This window comes from Bacteroides sp. L008, from assembly GCF_040812255.1.
In the GTDB taxonomy this organism is placed as follows: Bacteria; Bacteroidota; Bacteroidia; order Bacteroidales; family Bacteroidaceae; genus Bacteroides; species Bacteroides vicugnae.
Genome location: NZ_JBFNXO010000001.1, coordinates 2,295,078 through 2,312,404 on the forward strand (window position 1 = coordinate 2,295,078; position 17,327 = coordinate 2,312,404).

The window sequence follows — 17,327 nt, forward strand, 5'->3', positions numbered from 1 at the left end:
AAAAGCGTTGTTCAAATATGAAAAAATATCTTTTAATCCGGATGATGCAAACAGTAGCCATTATCCTGTTTGCCGCCAATGTATCGGCACAAAACCAAAATGTGGTCATATCAGTACGGAATATCCCGGTACGTACCGCACTGACCCAGATTCGGCAAGCTGCCAATGTACATTTTGTCTATGAAGAGAAGAATATTAATGGCCAACAGACTGTAACACTCAATTATCCGCAAGGGACATCATTGAGCACTTTACTCAACAACCTTTGCAAGCAAATAGGACTGACGTACGAAATCAATGAATCCGTTATTCTACTCTATCCTGCTCAAAAGCAAACCACCACTCATGACATCCATATCCTGTTATTGGAAAGGGGAAACAAACAGCCGCTACCAATGGCAACCTGCGTTCTTAATCCGCTAGGAGCTTATGCCGCAACCGACATGGAGGGAAAGGCTGTACTAAAAAATGTCCCCACAGGAAAATACATATTAAATATTTCGTATGTAGGCTTCGAGACTGTGCAACGGGAAATCAACGTTGAACAAAACCTGGATCTGACGATCCGCATGTCTCCCACTTCGCTAGCTTTGAAAGAGGTAGTAGTGGTAGCAAAACAAAATGCGGCCGGAGAATCTACCAGCTCCATTATAGGCAGACAAGCGATAGACCATTTACAGGCTATGAGCCTTGATGATGTGATGCAACTCATACCGGGGCACTTAATGAAAAATACAGATCTGACATCCCGTTCCAATGTACAGCTCCGTACTCTTGTTAACAATAACACCAATGCCTTCGGTTCGAGTATCATAATGGACGGAGTTCCCATGTCCAACAATGGTACACTATCGCAAGGAGGATTTTCAAGTACCGCATTTGTCGGAACAGACTTACGCCAAATTAGTGCGGACGATATTGAATCCGTAGAAATAATCCGTGGTATTCCTTCTGCCGAATACGGTGATTTAACCTCCGGACTTGTAGTTGTTCATTCCAAAATCGGACAAACTCCCTGGCAGATCAAGGGAAAGATAAATCCCGGAACAATGAATTACTCGCTCGGTAAAGGATTGCGTTTAAACAAAGATGCCGGTATCCTGAATTTCAATCTCGACTATGCACAAGCATGGGGAGATCCACGCCAGAAAACAAAGTCATTCGACCGTTACACCTTTAGCTTGGGATACAGCAAAGATTTTTCACGTATCTGGCATACAGACACAAAGGTACGTTACATGATGGGCAAAGACTGGAATGGAAAAGACCCGGATGCCATCGACGACGGCACTTTTCAAAAGAATCGCAACCAGCTGTTCTCACTAAGCCATAATGGCAAACTATCAATTAATAAACCATTCTCACGTACTGTTAATTACACATTAGGTGTCAGCTATACTCAAACAGAGATGGAAAAGAGCGCCATTGTTGCCAATTCGTCCGGGTTGCTACCGATACTTACTGCCACAGAAACAGGGTATTATAATGTGCCTTTCGAGCAAAGCTCATATCAGGCAAGCGGAGGTTCCCTTAGCCGTCCCGGAAATGTATATGCCAAAGTCAGCAACACGTTCTTCGTAAAATCAAAGAAAACATATCAGAACTTCAAAATGGGAGTGGAATACCACTACGACTGGAATAATGCCCGCGGATATTATAATGATGACGACCGTTACCCATTGCAACCCAACAGTAACGGACGTCCCCGTCCTTTCTCCGATATTCCGAGCATCCATCAGATGGCCGCTTACATAGAAGATAACTTCCGTTGGGATATATCAGAAAACAGATTTCTGAAAATACAGTTAGGCGGACGTTTCACCACCTTACAGCCGTGGGCGGATGAAGCAACCTTTTCTTTCTCTCCCCGTGTAAATGCTTCGTTCTCCGTCAACAAATGGCTGAATATCCGTGGAGGATTCGGACTCAACTCAAAAACTCCCGGTTTAGATTATCTCTATCCCGACAAAAAGTACATCGACCGTGTAGCTGCCAATTATATGCCTCAAGACGACAAAGTCGGACAAATATTGATGTACCACACCCAAGTGTACAACGTGCAACGAACTAAAGGATTGAAGAATGCGACCAATCGCAAATGGGAGGCAGGGTTCGACATAAAGTTATCGGACAAGCATAAATTAAGCCTCATCGGTTATCATGATAAAACCGCTAACGGATTCGGATCGGCCACAGAATATTTTACGTATACAGCCAACTATTATTCTGCGGAAAAAGGACTGATTATCACTCCTGGACAAGCTACAAAAATAGATTGGGATAATCCAGAACGCACGGACCTTGTACTCAGTACGACCGGTAAAATAGGAAACACGAATGTCTCTATCAATAAAGGGATAGAAATGGACTTTGACTTCGGCGAGATTCCGGCACTGCACACTTCATTCTATCTGTCAGGAGCATATATGGAATCCAAGACCTACTCTACAGACATCAACAGTAGCAATCCTACCGATCTACCTACTGAATATCAGGTAACCAATACCATTCCATTCAAAATTGTATATCCATCCGGGCTAAACTATAGCACTTACCGCCGCTTTACGAACACTCTGCGGATTGTGACCAATATCCCGGCACTGCGTATGGTAGCTTCGTTCTCAACACAAGCCATCTGGTACAATTATTCCAAGAGCAACAATCCTCCGATGGACCCTATCGGATGGATAGACACAGACCTCTCTTATCATGAAATAACAGCAGATATGCTGGCAGATGAGAACTACAAAATAAAAGGAGTATCATTGAAAAGCCAACGCAAGAATCCTAAAGACAATGTGCCAAGCAAAGCCCCTATTACATGGTTAATGGCGGGACGCCTCACCAAGGAGCTGGGCAATATAGGCGGCATTTCATTCTATGCCAACAACATACTCTTTTACGAACCTTTTCTCAAAAACTCTACCTCCAACACGCTAGTACAGCGTAATACAGGTAATTTCAGTTTTGGTGTCGAATTATTCTTTAATTTATAAATCACAATATGAATAGAACAATTTCTTTTATTACAAAAATGATGTTTGCGGCTGTCACAGTTATCATGGCTGCATGTTCCTCTGACGACAATGCCACACAAGCATTGACCGTACAAGTGAAAGTATCCATGCCCGAAGGATTCAAGTCCGACATTCTATATACAGGGCACACTGTTACAATGGGTAAATACACCGCCATTACAAACGAAAAAGGTATAGCCACTTTCGAAGGAGTGATTCCCGATTTGTATGACATCTCTACTTCCTGCGAAATCACTGCAGAAGAATATGAAGAAATGACAGGCAACGATCCGCAAAATGAAAATTATGTGATTTCCGGCAGTCTATTGAAATATACTGTCGGTTCGTCAGCAACCATCGAACTTCAAACAAGTATTTCTGCCAAACAATCAATTGTTATCAGCAAAGTTTACTATGCAGGAACCAAAGACAACAATAATAAAAATTATCTGGCAGGTAAGTACATTGAGTTCTTTAATAACTCGGACCAAACCGTTGATATAGCCGGACTTTATTTCGGACTGGTAGAGTCGGAAAGTACTCCTGCATATACGCTTGGCTCCACACCGGAATATATTTACCTAAAGCAGATTTACCGTTTCCCATCTAATGTAGTCGCAGAAGTTGCACCGGGAGCCTCGATAATCGTTGCCAATAGCGCCATCGACCACACAGGAAATAATGAAGTAGATTTATCCAAAGCCGACTTTGAGGCTAAAGATACGCAGGGGAAAACAACCAACAATCCTGCAACCCCGGCTGTGGAACTGATATATACAACATTTCCCACAATCAGTAATATGAACCTGGTACAAGGTGGCCCCTGTTCTGTTGTATTATTCAGTACAGATGAAGATGTGACCTCATGGGAAACTGTATACGTTGACGGCAAGGATAAAGGAAGCAAGTTTGTCAAAACCCCTGTAAAATACATAATGGATGGTGTAGAATGTTTGAAAAACAAAAGTACGGGAGTAGATAAAAACACTAAACGTCTTTACAACTATATTGATGCAGGCTATCAATACACGGAGGCTACCACCGGATATACCGGAGAAGTAGTTTACCGCAAAACAGCCAAGACAGAAAACGGGCGCACCATTCTTGCTGATACCAATAACAGCAGTAACGATTTTGCCGTATCAAGTGAAATCAAACCGAAGGAATACAAATAATAGAAAACAAAAGAGACTGTGCCCCAAGAACATATAACCTTCCGGTACAGTCTCTTCAACTACTTCACGAAATAATTAAACCAATTCAGAAATGATGATGAACCATCGATATATACTCTTTACCGGTCTGATGGTAACTGCACTGTACATACATGCCCAAGATATCGAATTACAGACAAAAGAAAAATACGAGTACGCCGATGCTACCCAGTTATGGAGACGTACCCTGAATCCTGCCGGGCTCTCTTTGGATACGCTGACCAACCGGGGAATCAGTTATTTCGAATTCTCTCATCAGCAAGGCACACACTATCGGGTTCAGGACGGTGATGAGCAAAACAAATTATTGTTCACTTCAGAACGATACCAAAAAATTGGGAAATTTCTCTACGGATACGGGCGTTTTACCTTTGACATGGGACGGCAATTCAACCGTTCATGGAGCGACGTATTGCGTAGCCACCACTCCAATCCTTACTTTTCAGGAAGCTCCATCAAAGGAAAGTACGACTTCCAGAACTTCGACCTCTCGGCAGCGTTAGCCACTCTGCCTATCAAAAACTTCACTTTCGGCGCACGACTGGATTATAAAGTAGGAGATCTTTCCCGACTGAAAGACCCCCGTTCACGCACCAATCTGGCAGACTATCAACTGACTCCTGCCGTCACCTACACGTGGAACAAACACTCGCTGGGTCTTAGCGGTTATTACCATCGCAGAAAAGAAAAAATCCCCAACATCACCACCGTACAAACCGATCCGAACCTCAAATACTACACCTTCACCGGAATGGAAAATGCAGATGGTACCACTGGTGGTTACTCCGGTTTTGAACGTGAATTCGTCAACCATGAATTTGGCGGTGAATTGTCTTATCAATATAAGAACGAACGGATTCAAACGCTTACCACCCTTTCATACGCCAAAGGCAACGAAGACGTATGGGGAGACATCAAATATTCACCGGGAAAATATCACACCACCACCTACAACCTGCTTTCTATGAACCGGATCAAATCCGGACGCACAGAACACATCATCGACATTTCCATTAATTATCAGACAGGAAAAGCCGACGAATACCGTCAGGAAAAAATAATAGAAAAAGATCCGGTAACAGGTATCGAATCCTCCTACTGGAACACACTTCTCACGTATGACGAACGTTACACCGTCGATTTACTCAATGCCAATCTGCACTACCGCCTGTTGTGGAGTAATCATCACACCGGAGAAGCCACAGCCTACGCAGGTGCACGCGCCTATTTCCAATCGGTAGAAGATCAATACAATCTTCCGTCTTCATCGCTTACAGTCCGTCAGGCAACTATCTGCATGGAAGGCGGATATTCATTCCTGCGCAAAAACAACCGTTCATTATGGATAGAAGCAGAAGCCGGATATCACATTTCGCTATCATCGGACCTGTCACTCAACGATCCGTCCACTGAATACGCCCAAAGTGTGCTTTTACCCGACATGACCTATTATGGAGCATCGTATGCGCACGGAAAACTGCAAATACAATATCAAATGCCTGTAACTATAAAGAAACACACCAACGTGTGGTTCGTCAAAGCCACAGGAGCATATCTGAAGACCGACAAGAAAACCGATTCCAAAATGTTCGGAATAAGTCTCGGACTGTACCATTAACCTTCCTCACCCCACAAAAACCAACCAGATAATTTACACCAATCATGATGAGAATTGCCAATAACAAACTTCGGTTGCTACTCCTGCTGCTCTTTCCCACCCTCCTTTGGGGTAACTCTGCCCCCATGTTTCACATCCGGCAAAACGCCAAAGGATGTTTGGTAGAAATACCCAAACGATTGATAAACCGGGATTTTCTGTTAGCAGCCCGTGTGATGACCGTCAGTTCTCCCAATAATAAAGTCAAACTTTATGCAGGCCAGCGACTTTATGATCCGGTATGGATACGTTTCAAATATGACAAAGAACAGTTATATTTGTTACGTCCCGACTCCAAAAACTTATGTGAGGACACAACTCATCTTTCATATCCGGCTTATGCGCGCAATGCCATCACTCCCATAGCGGAATCCTGGAAAATAGAACAGGAGACAGACAGCTCGATTGTTGTAAACTGGAGCAAATTTCTTAGTGAGCCCATAGAAGGTGTAGACCCTTTTGGAGGGAAAACGTCACCAGGACGTTCCCTGCCCCAACTCAATAAAATACTTCAGGTAGACGTCCACGAAAAGAACCTGGAAGTCAGCGTACAGTATGGTTTTGAAGGAACCACCCAGCCTTTCCTCACTACGATACGGAAATCGCTGTTACTACTGCCTGAGCAACCCATGCAACCACGTATACACGATGCCCGGGTAGGATATGACAATATCCCTAAACGGAAATTCGACTTCGATACTTCCTCAATCGCAGCGGAAAACTACATCACCCGCTTCCGGATTGTCCCCTCTCCTAAAGATGTACGCAGTTATTTGCAAGGCAAACAAGTGAAGCCTCAACAACCCATCGTTTTTTATATAGACGATGCCTTCCCTCCTCTTTGGAAAAAAGCCATACGCAAAGGAATACTGGATTGGAACAAAGCATTCGAAGAGATTGGTTTTAAAGAAGTTATGCAAGCAAAGACATACGCCGAAGCCGGACCGGAGTTCGATCCGAACGATATACGTTTCAACTGTTTCCGATATGTAGTCAGCGATTTCCCGAACGCAATGGGGAAACACTGGGTAGACCCGCGTTCAGGAGAAATTCTGCAAGCAGATGTGTTGTTTCACAGTAATGTCATAGCCCTGCTACGCAAATGGTATTTCCTGCAAACATCAGCCTACCATCCTGCGGCACGCACGAAAACACTACCGGATGACATAACGGCACAATTAATCCGTTACGCCGCCGCCCATGAGATAGGCCACTGCCTCGGACTGGAACATAATTTCAAAGCCTCGTATGCCTATAATACAGAAGACCTGCGCCGTCCGGAATTTACAGAACGTTACGGCACCACCCCGTCCATCATGGATTATGCCCGGTTCAATTATGTCGCCCAACCGGGAGACGGCGTCCGTTACGTATTACCTCCCCTGTTGGGAGTGTACGACCGATACGCCATCCGTATCGGATACGCCTATCTCTCCCGCGAGAACACCCGAACTGTAGCCGGATGGATAGATGAAAAACAAAACGACCCCATGTATCATTGCGGACGCATGGCACCGAGCACCATCCCCACTGATCCTACCGTTCAAACCTCCGATCTCGGCAACGACCCTGTCGCATCGGCAACCTACGGAATCCGCAACCTTCAACAAATATTGACGCAATTGCCGGAATGGAACAAAAAAAGTCTGACAGATAACCCGTTTGAGGAGATGCCCGCCACCTATACCGATTTGCAGCAAGCCTATTTCGACCATCTGGAACGTGTGATTCCTTTTATTGGTTTCTCCGATGAAGTATCCGGAAAAGCTGTCGAATTTCTTTGGAAAGAACTGCTTGGCGGATACAACTTCCTACGGACGGATGCCGTATGCAAATATGCCGGCAACCCAACCGAAGCCATCATAAAAGCACAAAAGACAATTATTGAAAAGATGTTTGGCAGAATCATTGCCGAACGAATCTCTTCGAACGAAACACCAGCAGGATTTACCTACGCCCATTATCTGGAAGTCTCTGCCAACTATCTTTTTACGGACAAGACACCGGACATATTCACACGACATTTGCAGGAAAGCTATCTCCAGACCTTGCAATCATTGCTAACAGAAGCACGTACCTCCTCTTTCAGTGTACTCTTCTCCCCGACGGTCAGCGAGCATCTTACCCGCATCCGCGAACAGTTAACAACTAATCCTTCTACCTGGAATAATTATTTAAAAAACAAAATACAATGAAGCTAACTACCATTATTTCCGCCTTCTACCTCCTCTGCCTGTTGTGCATACAACCCGTGCATGCCGATGGAGGCTTCTGGCTACCTACTCAAATACAAGGAAAAGTACATCAGACAATGAAAAAACAGGGATTGCGTCTTAGTGAAAAAGACATTTACGACATCAACCAGTCGTGCTTGTCGAATGCTATCCTTTCATTAAGTTATGACAACAGTACATTTTCTCCCTCTGCCAGTGCCTCTTTCATCTCCGGTGAAGGACTGGTATTGACCAACTTCCACTGTGTCGCACGTTATCTCGAACATATCTCCGATGCAAACCACGATTACGTGAAGCATGGCTGCTGGGCTACCCAACGCAGCGAAGAGACTTATCTTCCGAATTTACAGGTCAATCAATTAATCACTATCAAAGACGTAACGACGGAAATCACACAAGATACTGGAAATCTTACCGATCAGGCACTTACCCAAAAGATCAATGAGAACGGGAATAAAATTGTCAAATCCCAAGCCAAAGGTCGCGGTGTAGAAGGAAAAATCTACTCCTTATTTGGTGGCAGACAATACATCCTGGCTGTCTTTCGCTGCTTCAAGGATGTGCGTATCGTAGCCGCTCCCCCCATCTCGATAGGGAAATTCGGAGGCGACACAGACAACTGGCAATGGCCCCGTTACTCCGCCGATTTCGCCATCTTGCGCGTTTATGCCAACGATAAAAACCAACCGGCAGCCTACAACAAGCAGAACCGCCCCTATCAACCCGACGCTCATTTGTCTATCTCTACCAAAGGAGTGAAGCCCGATGATTTTGTGATGGTTGCCGGATATCCTGCACAAACAAGGCAATATGTCCCTTCGTTCGCCCTTGAGAAAATTGTATTCAAAGACACGCAAGCAGAAGCAGATATTGCCAAAATCAAGCTCGACTTCTACACACAACGTAAAGAAACGGCTGCCGACTCGCTTTATTCCTACTATAACATTAAGGCCGGAAGTGCTGCTAATGTCTATCTAAAATCAATTGGTGAGATCAGTGGTGTGAAAGAATCCGGCATCATTGCCCGGAAACAGCAGGAGGAACAGGCGATGACAGAATGGATTCTGTCTGATGACACCCGTACGCAACGCTACGGGGCAACATTGCTCGATGATATGAAAGCAAACTACGAACGTCTTACCCAACTGAACTTCACAGACCAGATGTTTCGCGAAGTCGCACTTTACGGTGCCAACGTCATCCCTTTTGCCGGAAAATTTGAAAAACTGGTGCAAATGGAACAAAGAAAAGGCAAAAATGTAAAGACTGCCATGAAAGGAGAAATCCGCAAACTGAAACCGCTTACCGTAGCATTCTATCGTGATTTCAGACCTGAAGACGACAAATATATCATGAAAAAGATGTTGGCTTATTATCTGGATCACGTAGATTCTATTTTCTACTCCACAGCATTGAAAAAGGTAGAAAAGCATTACCCTCAACATCTTTCTGCCTATATAGACAGCCTGTACGATCATTCCCCCTTGCGTAATCAGGAAAGTATGCTCGCACTTCTGGACAGTGTACCGACACAAGGAACAGCTGCACTGTCACAAGATGGGCTGTATCAGTTGTCACTCGGTTTCTATCTGGTGTATGTAGAAAAAATAAACCGTTTGAAACAAGCGTATCAGAATAAAAACATGAAACTCTACTCCTTGTATCTGCAAGCATACGCTGAAAAGAACAAGGGGACACAAATTGCATTTGACGCTAACCGCACCCTGCGTTATTCTACGGGAAAAGTAAAGGCAGCCGTTCCCAGCGAAGGAGTCATCTATACTCCATTTACAACTGTTGACGGAATGCTCAGCCGTCATCGCCTTTATGCCGGAAACAAGGACTTCAATCTGCCGGCACGTTTCGTCAAACTCATCGAACAACGCCAACCCAGTAACTACTTTAACCAGAAAGTGACACCCACCTGTTGTTTCCTGACAGATGCACATACCACTTCGGGTAGTTCGGGCAGTCCGGTATTGAATGCCAAAGGAGAAGTGGTGGGTATCAACTTCGACCGTATCTGGCAGGGACTTAGTTCCGATTACGAAACTGCAGGCAATGAGAAAAGCCGTAACATCGCAGTAGATATCCGCTATGTATTATGGACTTTGGAGCAATACTCACATTCCCAATACATATTAAACGAATTGGACATTCACTAACTTAGTAAATTCTATATAAAAATGTTATCTCCCAAAACTCTAAAATACTTACGTTTAACGCACCGTTATGTATCTTTCATTTGTGCAGGCATCCTGTTTGTCTATCTCCTTTCCGGCTTCCTGCTCAACCACCGGAAAGAATTTACATTCATGAATCAGAAAAAGGAACGCACAGTGGACTATATATTCCAGCTCCCTGCCAATAAAGACGATTTTACAGAAGCCGATGCACGAAAGATTATCTCCGATCTCTCATGCAATCCCGACCTGTATAACCGTTTCAGCCTCAGTAAAAACAAACTGACCATCTTTGGCAAAGAGCAATTGGTAATCAAGTTGGATGCAACCAGCCAGCAGGCATTTATCAAAGAAATGCATCGTCCCGCTTTCCTAACCGCATTGAATAAGTTACATCGCAATCCGGGTTCTTTATGGACAATAACCTCCGATGCATTCCTCTTACTCATGTTTATTTTGCTCATCACCGGGTTACTGATTGTTCCCGGGAAAAAGGGATTGTGGGGCATCGGCGGAATTCTAACGATAATAGGAATTTTAATACCTATATTGATTTACTGGATGATAGTATAATTTCTTATTTTTATTTATCCGTATGCATCTTTCTGTACTATCTTTCCGTATCGCAGAAAACAAAAAAGGACCTTTATTCAAGGTCCTTTTTAATCACTTCGTCCATTTCTTTTATACGTTTCTCACGGTCTTTAATGGGACCGTCTTTCTTGTCATTCTTAAATGCGTCATCGGCACGGTCGGCAACCTCGCCACTCCATTCCTCAAACTGGTTCTTAGCCGGACGACCATTCGGTTCGATATTTTCTTCGGCTATCGAATCATGCCTGTTAATCATATCATCCATAAGTTCTCGTTTTAAAAGTTTATGGCTATAAGACAATACAAACGAAGAAAAGTTTTCTATTTTAATGATTTTTGAAGAAATCAGTCATGTTATTATACTATCAAAGAAACACTCCAGCCCAATCTGTGTCATTCATCCAGATACCTATATAAATTACAGTTACCGGCAACGTCCAGTACATTCAGCTCTTTCAAGCGTTTTTCCACTTTCTTTTGTGAAACCAGCCCGAAATTCCGTAACATATCACGCAATTTCCTAAACCCATATTGAGAAGTGATTTGTAGCAGTTCCCGGAGTGTTTTTATATCAGCTTCAGAAATGATCCGCTGCGACCGAATATCGAATTTCAATTCTGTGATAGGAGTATCGAGCAAAGCCTTTGCCGCTTTTATATCTTCGGGAATAAAAATTTCCGGATTCGTCTCTTCTGCCTCCCTCATGAGCATATCATTATCAAAGCCATTCTGGCGGGATTTCATTTCATACGCCCTTATTGTTGCTCTAAGGCGGATATTTTCTTCCTTATAAGTCCTAAGGAATCCCGCTTGAGATTTTATTTCCTGTACAAGTCCCTCAAATACTTTCTGCGCTTGACGATATTTCATGTGTTTCCGGACACTAAAATCCTTGATGTTTCCTTGCAAGACGGTATAGAGAAACAGTTGCCGTCTTTCATCATTTCTTATCATTCCGGCAAGCTCTTTTATTATTAACCGAATCAATGGGGTCAACTCTTTCAGCGATTGAAGCAGAAAAAGTTCCTCTTCATTTTCCTTCATCTTCTCATCCATCCGGCGTTTGTGTTCTTCTTCGGAAAGACTGAACCGGATATTTCGTTCAAGACAATCCGTCAGACTGTTTTCATCAAGCATCAGATAATCACCGATTTCTGAATAAATAATCTCCTGTCTTTTACACCAAGTAATAATACGTCTGGTAGATACCTGATACTTGGTTGCTGCTTCTTCAATACCAATCCATTGTTTTGTTGTCATACCTCGTTTTGTTTTTAGATGTATACGTCGCAACCAAATATAAAAAAGGTGCGAACGATACATATATTTCCCAACAGCGGTACTAGCAAAACCGACAGATGAAAATACAGTATGCCCGCACCAAAACTTATATATCGATAAGGATATAAGCTTGGCACGGACATTTGATTTATCATCTGTTTGAAAATTGCTAGTTTCCTGTTAGATAAATTAAATGTCCTATAAATACAAGTCCGGCTGTCAAAGGTCCGGTCCTTGATTGCAAATATACTTCTTTTTTCTGAAAAGAAAGATAATAAATGACAAGCTTTTTAGTTACAATGGAATTTTATATAAGATAAATAAGTAAACAACTACATGGGGGAATAGTTTCATCGGCGAGAAACTAAAGTTCCATCAGTGTGAAACTATAGTTTCACCTAAGAGAAACTAATAGTTCCAAGCAGGAGAAACTACAGTTTCAAGGCGATGAAACTGTAGTTTCACACCGCAAAACCAATAGTTTCAAGGCTTGAAACTATCGGTTACAAGGCAGATCCCGCCCCGTATGTACAGGGGTAATAAATAAAATAGCTTATCTGCCTGTGGTTAATACTATTCAGGCCATGAAACTTCATCTGTGATTTTTACTTGATTTGGGTATGCATCTCTACCATACCGCCTTTGCAGTGCGTTTATCTCTTCTTTGCTTTGCAGTGACAGCATTATTGCCGTCACAGTGCTGTCACCATGCTGCTGTCACGCCATTAACTTTTCATAATCAAACAGTTAAGTCACAATCTGTGACAGATGACAGCAAATTTATTTTTTTATTTATTGGAGAGAGTATAAGTTCAACTTATAAATGCAATATCTCTTTTTTTATTAATCGGACTTTGGATGCAAAGTTGCTTATTTATTCCGATAGAGTTGCGGACGGAAAGGAACATAAAGAGTGTAATTACTATCCGCCGGCTTTCCTCCCACCAATGCAGGTGACCATTTCGGCATCCCTTTGACAATGCGGAGAGCCTCCTCTGCAAATTCCGGATGAGTGGAACGTAGAATATGAGGACGAAGGATAACCCCTTCTTTATCAATAGTAAACTCACATAAAGCATAACCCGAAACATTCTTCTCCAAAAGCCCTGACGGATAAACCATTTCACTGGCAATATATTCTTCCGGAGTCATCGCAGAGAAATGAGCAGGTTCCTCCACCTGTCTTCCGGAAAGTGTCTTTGAACGGGGCCCCACCGGATAAATTCCGATATACATCGGCCGCTTATAAGCATCCGGCTCTTCCTTGGTACGCTGTTGCAATGCTTTTAATAAAGCAGCAGCCTCCACTGCCAACGTCTGTTCCGAAATATTTTCCCCTCGGGATAACATATAAGCCGACTGACAAACCAACACGAGACGTTCCATCAACGTTCCCTTTTCCGGCGACCATTTACGTCCCATCTGCTCTTTACCTTTGGCATCCGTAGAAGAGAAAAAATAAACAATTCCATCCAAACCAGCCGTAGAACCGTCCAAATCCTGTACCTGCTCTGTCACCAAACGAAAGATAGCCCCTAAAGACTGATATAGGGAAGCACTAATGACAACCGATTTAGTATCCACCGTCACCGTCCCCTTCTCTGCCTGCCAATAAGTACGCGATAATGTGTTCGAAACCAGCGTATAACGTCCGTTCCTCTTCTCTACCGACATTGCATACTCCGGCGAAAAGGAAGGGATAGCTGCAAAACGCGCATAAGGCTGTTTCTGGAAGCCTGTATTAAGTAAAGAAAACACACTACGATAATATTCGCCTAACTCGCCTGTATAAGTGGAAAAAGGCTTCACCGGCTCCAAATAGTCAATTTGGGCCGCAAGGCGAAAAGAAAAGGTTAAAAGCAGAAGACAGAAAACAATCTTTTTCATAAGTTGCCGGATTTTCGGTACATATCGGCAACAAAGATACAAATTATTTCGATGGTTCGTGATAAAATTATATCTTTGCACGGTTTTTACTAAGAAACTGAATAACAATACATCAAAAATATGATAGCTAAGATTGAACAACTTCTGAAAGAGGTGGAAGCCTTACACGCCTCCAATGCCGAAGAACTCGAAGCTCTCCGCATCAAATACCTAAGTAAGAAGGGAGCCATTAACGACTTAATGGCAGATTTCCGTAACGTAGCTGCCGAACAGAAAAAAGAAGTCGGCATGAGACTGAATGAACTGAAAACAAAAGCGCAGGACAAAATCAACGCGCTGAAAGAAATGTTTGAAAGTCAGGACAACGATTGTGACGGACTGGATTTGACGCGTTCGGCTTATCCTGTGGAACTCGGTACACGCCACCCGCTCACCATTGTAAAGAACGAAATCATTGATATCTTTGCCCGTCTGGGATTCAGCATTGCCGAAGGTCCGGAAATTGAAGATGACTGGCACGTGTTCTCGGCACTGAACTTTGCCGAAGACCATCCGGCACGCGATATGCAGGATACTTTCTTTATCGAAGCCCACCCGGACGTAGTATTGCGTACACATACTTCTTCTGTACAGACCCGTGTGATGGAAACGTCACAGCCTCCTATCCGCATCATCTGTCCGGGACGTGTATATCGTAACGAAGCTATCAGCTATCGCGCACACTGTTTCTTCCATCAGGTAGAAGCACTGTATGTAGATAAAAACGTATCATTCACCGACTTGAAGCAGGTGTTGCTGCTCTTCGCCAAAGAAATGTTCGGTGCTGATACAAAAATTCGTCTGCGTCCGTCTTACTTCCCGTTTACCGAACCAAGTGCGGAAATGGATATCAGCTGTAACATCTGCGGTGGCAAAGGATGTCCGTTCTGTAAACACACCGGCTGGGTAGAAATCCTCGGTTGCGGTATGGTAGACCCGAACGTACTTGAATCAAACGGAATAGACAGCAAAATATACAGCGGTTATGCTCTCGGTATGGGTATCGAGCGTATCACAAACCTGAAATATCAGGTGAAAGACCTTCGTATGTTCTCTGAAAACGATACGCGCTTCCTAAAAGAATTCGAGAGCGCTTACTAAATTAGATTTCACCACAGAGGACGCAGAGGACACAGAGTTCTTATTTCAGCCGTATCAACTACGGCTCGTTTTTCATAGAAAGTCATTAGAAAGAAAAAACTCCGTGAGACTCTGCGTCCTCTGCGTCCTCTGTGGTGAAACAAATACATTCATTATGGCAAAGGATAGACTCATTACTCCCAGTTATTGTTTCATCTTGGCAGCCAACTTCCTGCTATACTTCGGTTTCTGGTTGCTGATTCCTGTTTTGCCGTTCTATTTATCCGAATTCTTTCAGGCTGGAAATTCCACTATCGGCATTGTCCTCTCCTGCTACACGGTGGCAGCCCTCTGTATCCGTCCGTTTTCCGGCTATCTGCTCGACACGTTTGCCCGGAAACCTCTTTATCTGTTTGCTTACTTCATCTTCATGATGATGTTCGGCGGATATTTAATTGCCGGTTCCCTTACCTTATTTATTATCTTCCGAATCATTCACGGAGTCTCTTTTGGAATGGTCACAGTAGGCGGAAACACGGTAGTTATAGACATTATGCCCTCTTCCCGGCGAGGGGAAGGCTTAGGTTATTACGGGCTTACCAACAACACAGCCATGTCCATCGGACCGATGTTCGGACTGTTTCTGCATGATGCGGGAGTTTCTTTTGCTACGATATTCTGTTATGCATTCGGTTCCTGCATTTTAGGTTTTCTATGTGCAAGTCTGGTAAAAACGCCCTACAAGCCTCCTGTGAAACGGGAGCCGATCTCGCTCGACCGCTTTATCCTGATGAAAGGACTGCCTGCCGGACTTAGTCTGCTGTTACTTTCCATCCCTTACGGAATGACCACTAACTATGTCGCCATGTACGCCCGCCAAATAGGATTGAACACACAAACCGGGTTCTTCTTTACCTTTATGGCAGTCGGTATGGCCATCTCCCGCATCTTTTCAGGAAAACTGGTGGATCGCGGAAAAATAACGCAAGTAATAGCTGCCGGATTATACCTGGTTGTTTTCAGTTTCTTCCTGCTTTCAGCCTGTGTATACCTGATTCAATGGAATGATACCGTCTGTACCCTGCTGTTTTTTGGCATCGCATTATTAATGGGTGTCGGGTTTGGCATTATGTTTCCGGCATTTAACACGCTGTTTGTCAACCTCGCCCCTAACAGCCAGCGGGGAACAGCGACTTCTACCTACCTCACTTCCTGGGATGTAGGAATCGGCATCGGTATGCTGACCGGAGGATATATCGCAGAAATAAGTACATTTGATAAGGCCTATCTTTTCGGAGCCTGCCTGACGGTAGTTTCCGCCCTCTATTTCAGACTAAAAGTGACGCCTCATTACCATAAAAACAAGCTACGATGAGAAAGAAAGAACGTTATGAGAAAGTAATTGCCTGGTTTCAGGACAACATACCTGTAGCCGAAACCGAACTGCATTACAACAATCCGTATGAGTTGCTGATCGCTGTTATTCTTTCTGCACAATGCACGGACAAACGGGTGAATATCATCACTCCTCCTTTGTATAAAGATTTTCCGACTCCGGAAGCACTGGCTGCCACTACGCCGGAAGTGATTTTCGAATACATACGAAGCGTGTCTTATCCCAACAACAAAGCCAAACATCTGGTCGGCATGGCAAAGATGCTGGTGAATGACTTCAATAGCGAGGTGCCGGATAATCTGGAAGATCTGATAAAGTTGCCCGGTGTAGGAAGAAAGACTGCCAATGTGATTCAGTCGGTTGTATTCAAAAAAGCGGCAATGGCGGTAGATACACACGTGTTCCGTGTCAGCCACCGCATCGGACTGGTCCCGGACAGTTGCACCACCCCGTTCAGCGTGGAAAAAGAACTGGTGAAGAATATTCCTGAAAAGCTCATACCGATTGCCCATCACTGGCTCATCCTGCACGGCCGTTACGTTTGTCAGGCACGTACTCCCAAATGTGACACCTGTGGTTTGCAAATGATGTGCAAATATTTCTGTAACACCTATAAAGTTACAAAAGAGGAACCAAAAGCCAAGAATAAATAACGATTTAATAGCAAGGAACCGAAATAAATAGTAACTTTGCAGTCGTTCTAAAAGAAGAATTTTAAAAACACTTTTAAATAAAAATAGAGTAT

12 protein-coding genes are annotated in these 17,327 nt (G+C 43.7%); 9 read left to right on the forward strand and 3 right to left on the reverse strand.

All coding sequences use genetic code 11. The features are described from left to right. Nucleotides 1-17 precede the first annotated feature (17 nt). From AB3G73_RS09390 to AB3G73_RS09415, 6 genes are all read left to right on the forward strand, one after another. On the forward strand, nucleotides 18-2,996 hold the full coding sequence (locus tag AB3G73_RS09390; protein ID WP_259023259.1) for a TonB-dependent receptor: 2,979 nt from the start codon (nucleotides 18-20) through the stop codon (nucleotides 2,994-2,996). An 8-nt stretch (nucleotides 2,997-3,004) separates the two neighbouring features. After that, on the forward strand, nucleotides 3,005-4,192 hold the full coding sequence (locus tag AB3G73_RS09395) for a DUF4876 domain-containing protein (protein ID WP_195649541.1): 1,188 nt from the start codon (nucleotides 3,005-3,007) through the stop codon (nucleotides 4,190-4,192). Nucleotides 4,193-4,283: 91 nt separating this feature from the next. After that, nucleotides 4,284-5,849, forward strand: a complete 1,566-nt coding sequence (locus tag AB3G73_RS09400) for a DUF6850 family outer membrane beta-barrel protein (RefSeq protein ID WP_367744634.1) — start codon at nucleotides 4,284-4,286, stop codon at nucleotides 5,847-5,849. A gap of 44 nt (nucleotides 5,850-5,893) precedes the next feature. After that, nucleotides 5,894-8,083, forward strand: coding sequence for a zinc-dependent metalloprotease (locus AB3G73_RS09405; RefSeq protein WP_320979700.1), 2,190 nt, complete (start codon nucleotides 5,894-5,896; stop codon nucleotides 8,081-8,083). After that, nucleotides 8,080-10,287 carry a S46 family peptidase gene (locus AB3G73_RS09410; RefSeq protein WP_367744637.1) on the forward strand — a complete coding sequence of 736 codons (2,208 nt, stop codon included), beginning with the start codon at nucleotides 8,080-8,082 and terminating at the stop codon, nucleotides 10,285-10,287. Before AB3G73_RS09405 ends, AB3G73_RS09410 begins: the two co-directional genes overlap by 4 nt. Nucleotides 10,288-10,308: 21 nt before the next feature. Continuing rightward, nucleotides 10,309-10,878 (forward strand): PepSY-associated TM helix domain-containing protein, encoded by a 570-nt coding sequence (locus AB3G73_RS09415; protein ID WP_004321502.1) that lies wholly within the window; start codon nucleotides 10,309-10,311, stop codon nucleotides 10,876-10,878. A gap of 73 nt (nucleotides 10,879-10,951) precedes the next feature. Here AB3G73_RS09415 and AB3G73_RS09420 read toward each other — a convergent pair whose 3' ends face one another. From AB3G73_RS09420 to AB3G73_RS09430, 3 genes are all read right to left on the reverse strand, one after another. Next, nucleotides 10,952-11,164, reverse strand: a complete 213-nt coding sequence (locus tag AB3G73_RS09420) for a hypothetical protein (protein WP_117934125.1) — start codon at nucleotides 11,162-11,164, stop codon at nucleotides 10,952-10,954. A 128-nt stretch (nucleotides 11,165-11,292) separates the two neighbouring features. Next, nucleotides 11,293-12,159, reverse strand: coding sequence for a hypothetical protein (locus tag AB3G73_RS09425; protein ID WP_148364703.1), 867 nt, complete (start codon nucleotides 12,157-12,159; stop codon nucleotides 11,293-11,295). 891 nt (nucleotides 12,160-13,050) lie between these two features. Then, complete coding sequence (locus tag AB3G73_RS09430) at nucleotides 13,051-14,067, reverse strand: energy transducer TonB (RefSeq protein WP_004300861.1); 1,017 nt, start codon at nucleotides 14,065-14,067, stop codon at nucleotides 13,051-13,053. A gap of 120 nt (nucleotides 14,068-14,187) precedes the next feature. On the opposite strand from AB3G73_RS09430, the gene pheS reads away from it, so the two are divergent. The 3 genes from pheS to nth all read left to right on the forward strand — a co-directional run bounded on the left by pheS (nucleotide 14,188) and on the right by nth (nucleotide 17,235). Further along, nucleotides 14,188-15,207 carry a phenylalanine--tRNA ligase subunit alpha gene (pheS, locus tag AB3G73_RS09435; RefSeq protein ID WP_148364701.1) on the forward strand — a complete coding sequence of 340 codons (1,020 nt, stop codon included), beginning with the start codon at nucleotides 14,188-14,190 and terminating at the stop codon, nucleotides 15,205-15,207. Between the two features lie 154 nt (nucleotides 15,208-15,361). Beyond that, a complete protein-coding gene (locus AB3G73_RS09440; protein ID WP_148364700.1) occupies nucleotides 15,362-16,561 on the forward strand; it encodes an MFS transporter in 1,200 nt (399 codons plus the stop codon). After that, complete coding sequence (gene nth / locus AB3G73_RS09445) at nucleotides 16,558-17,235, forward strand: endonuclease III (protein ID WP_004300865.1); 678 nt, start codon at nucleotides 16,558-16,560, stop codon at nucleotides 17,233-17,235. Before AB3G73_RS09440 ends, nth begins: the two co-directional genes overlap by 4 nt. Nucleotides 17,236-17,327 lie beyond the last annotated feature (92 nt).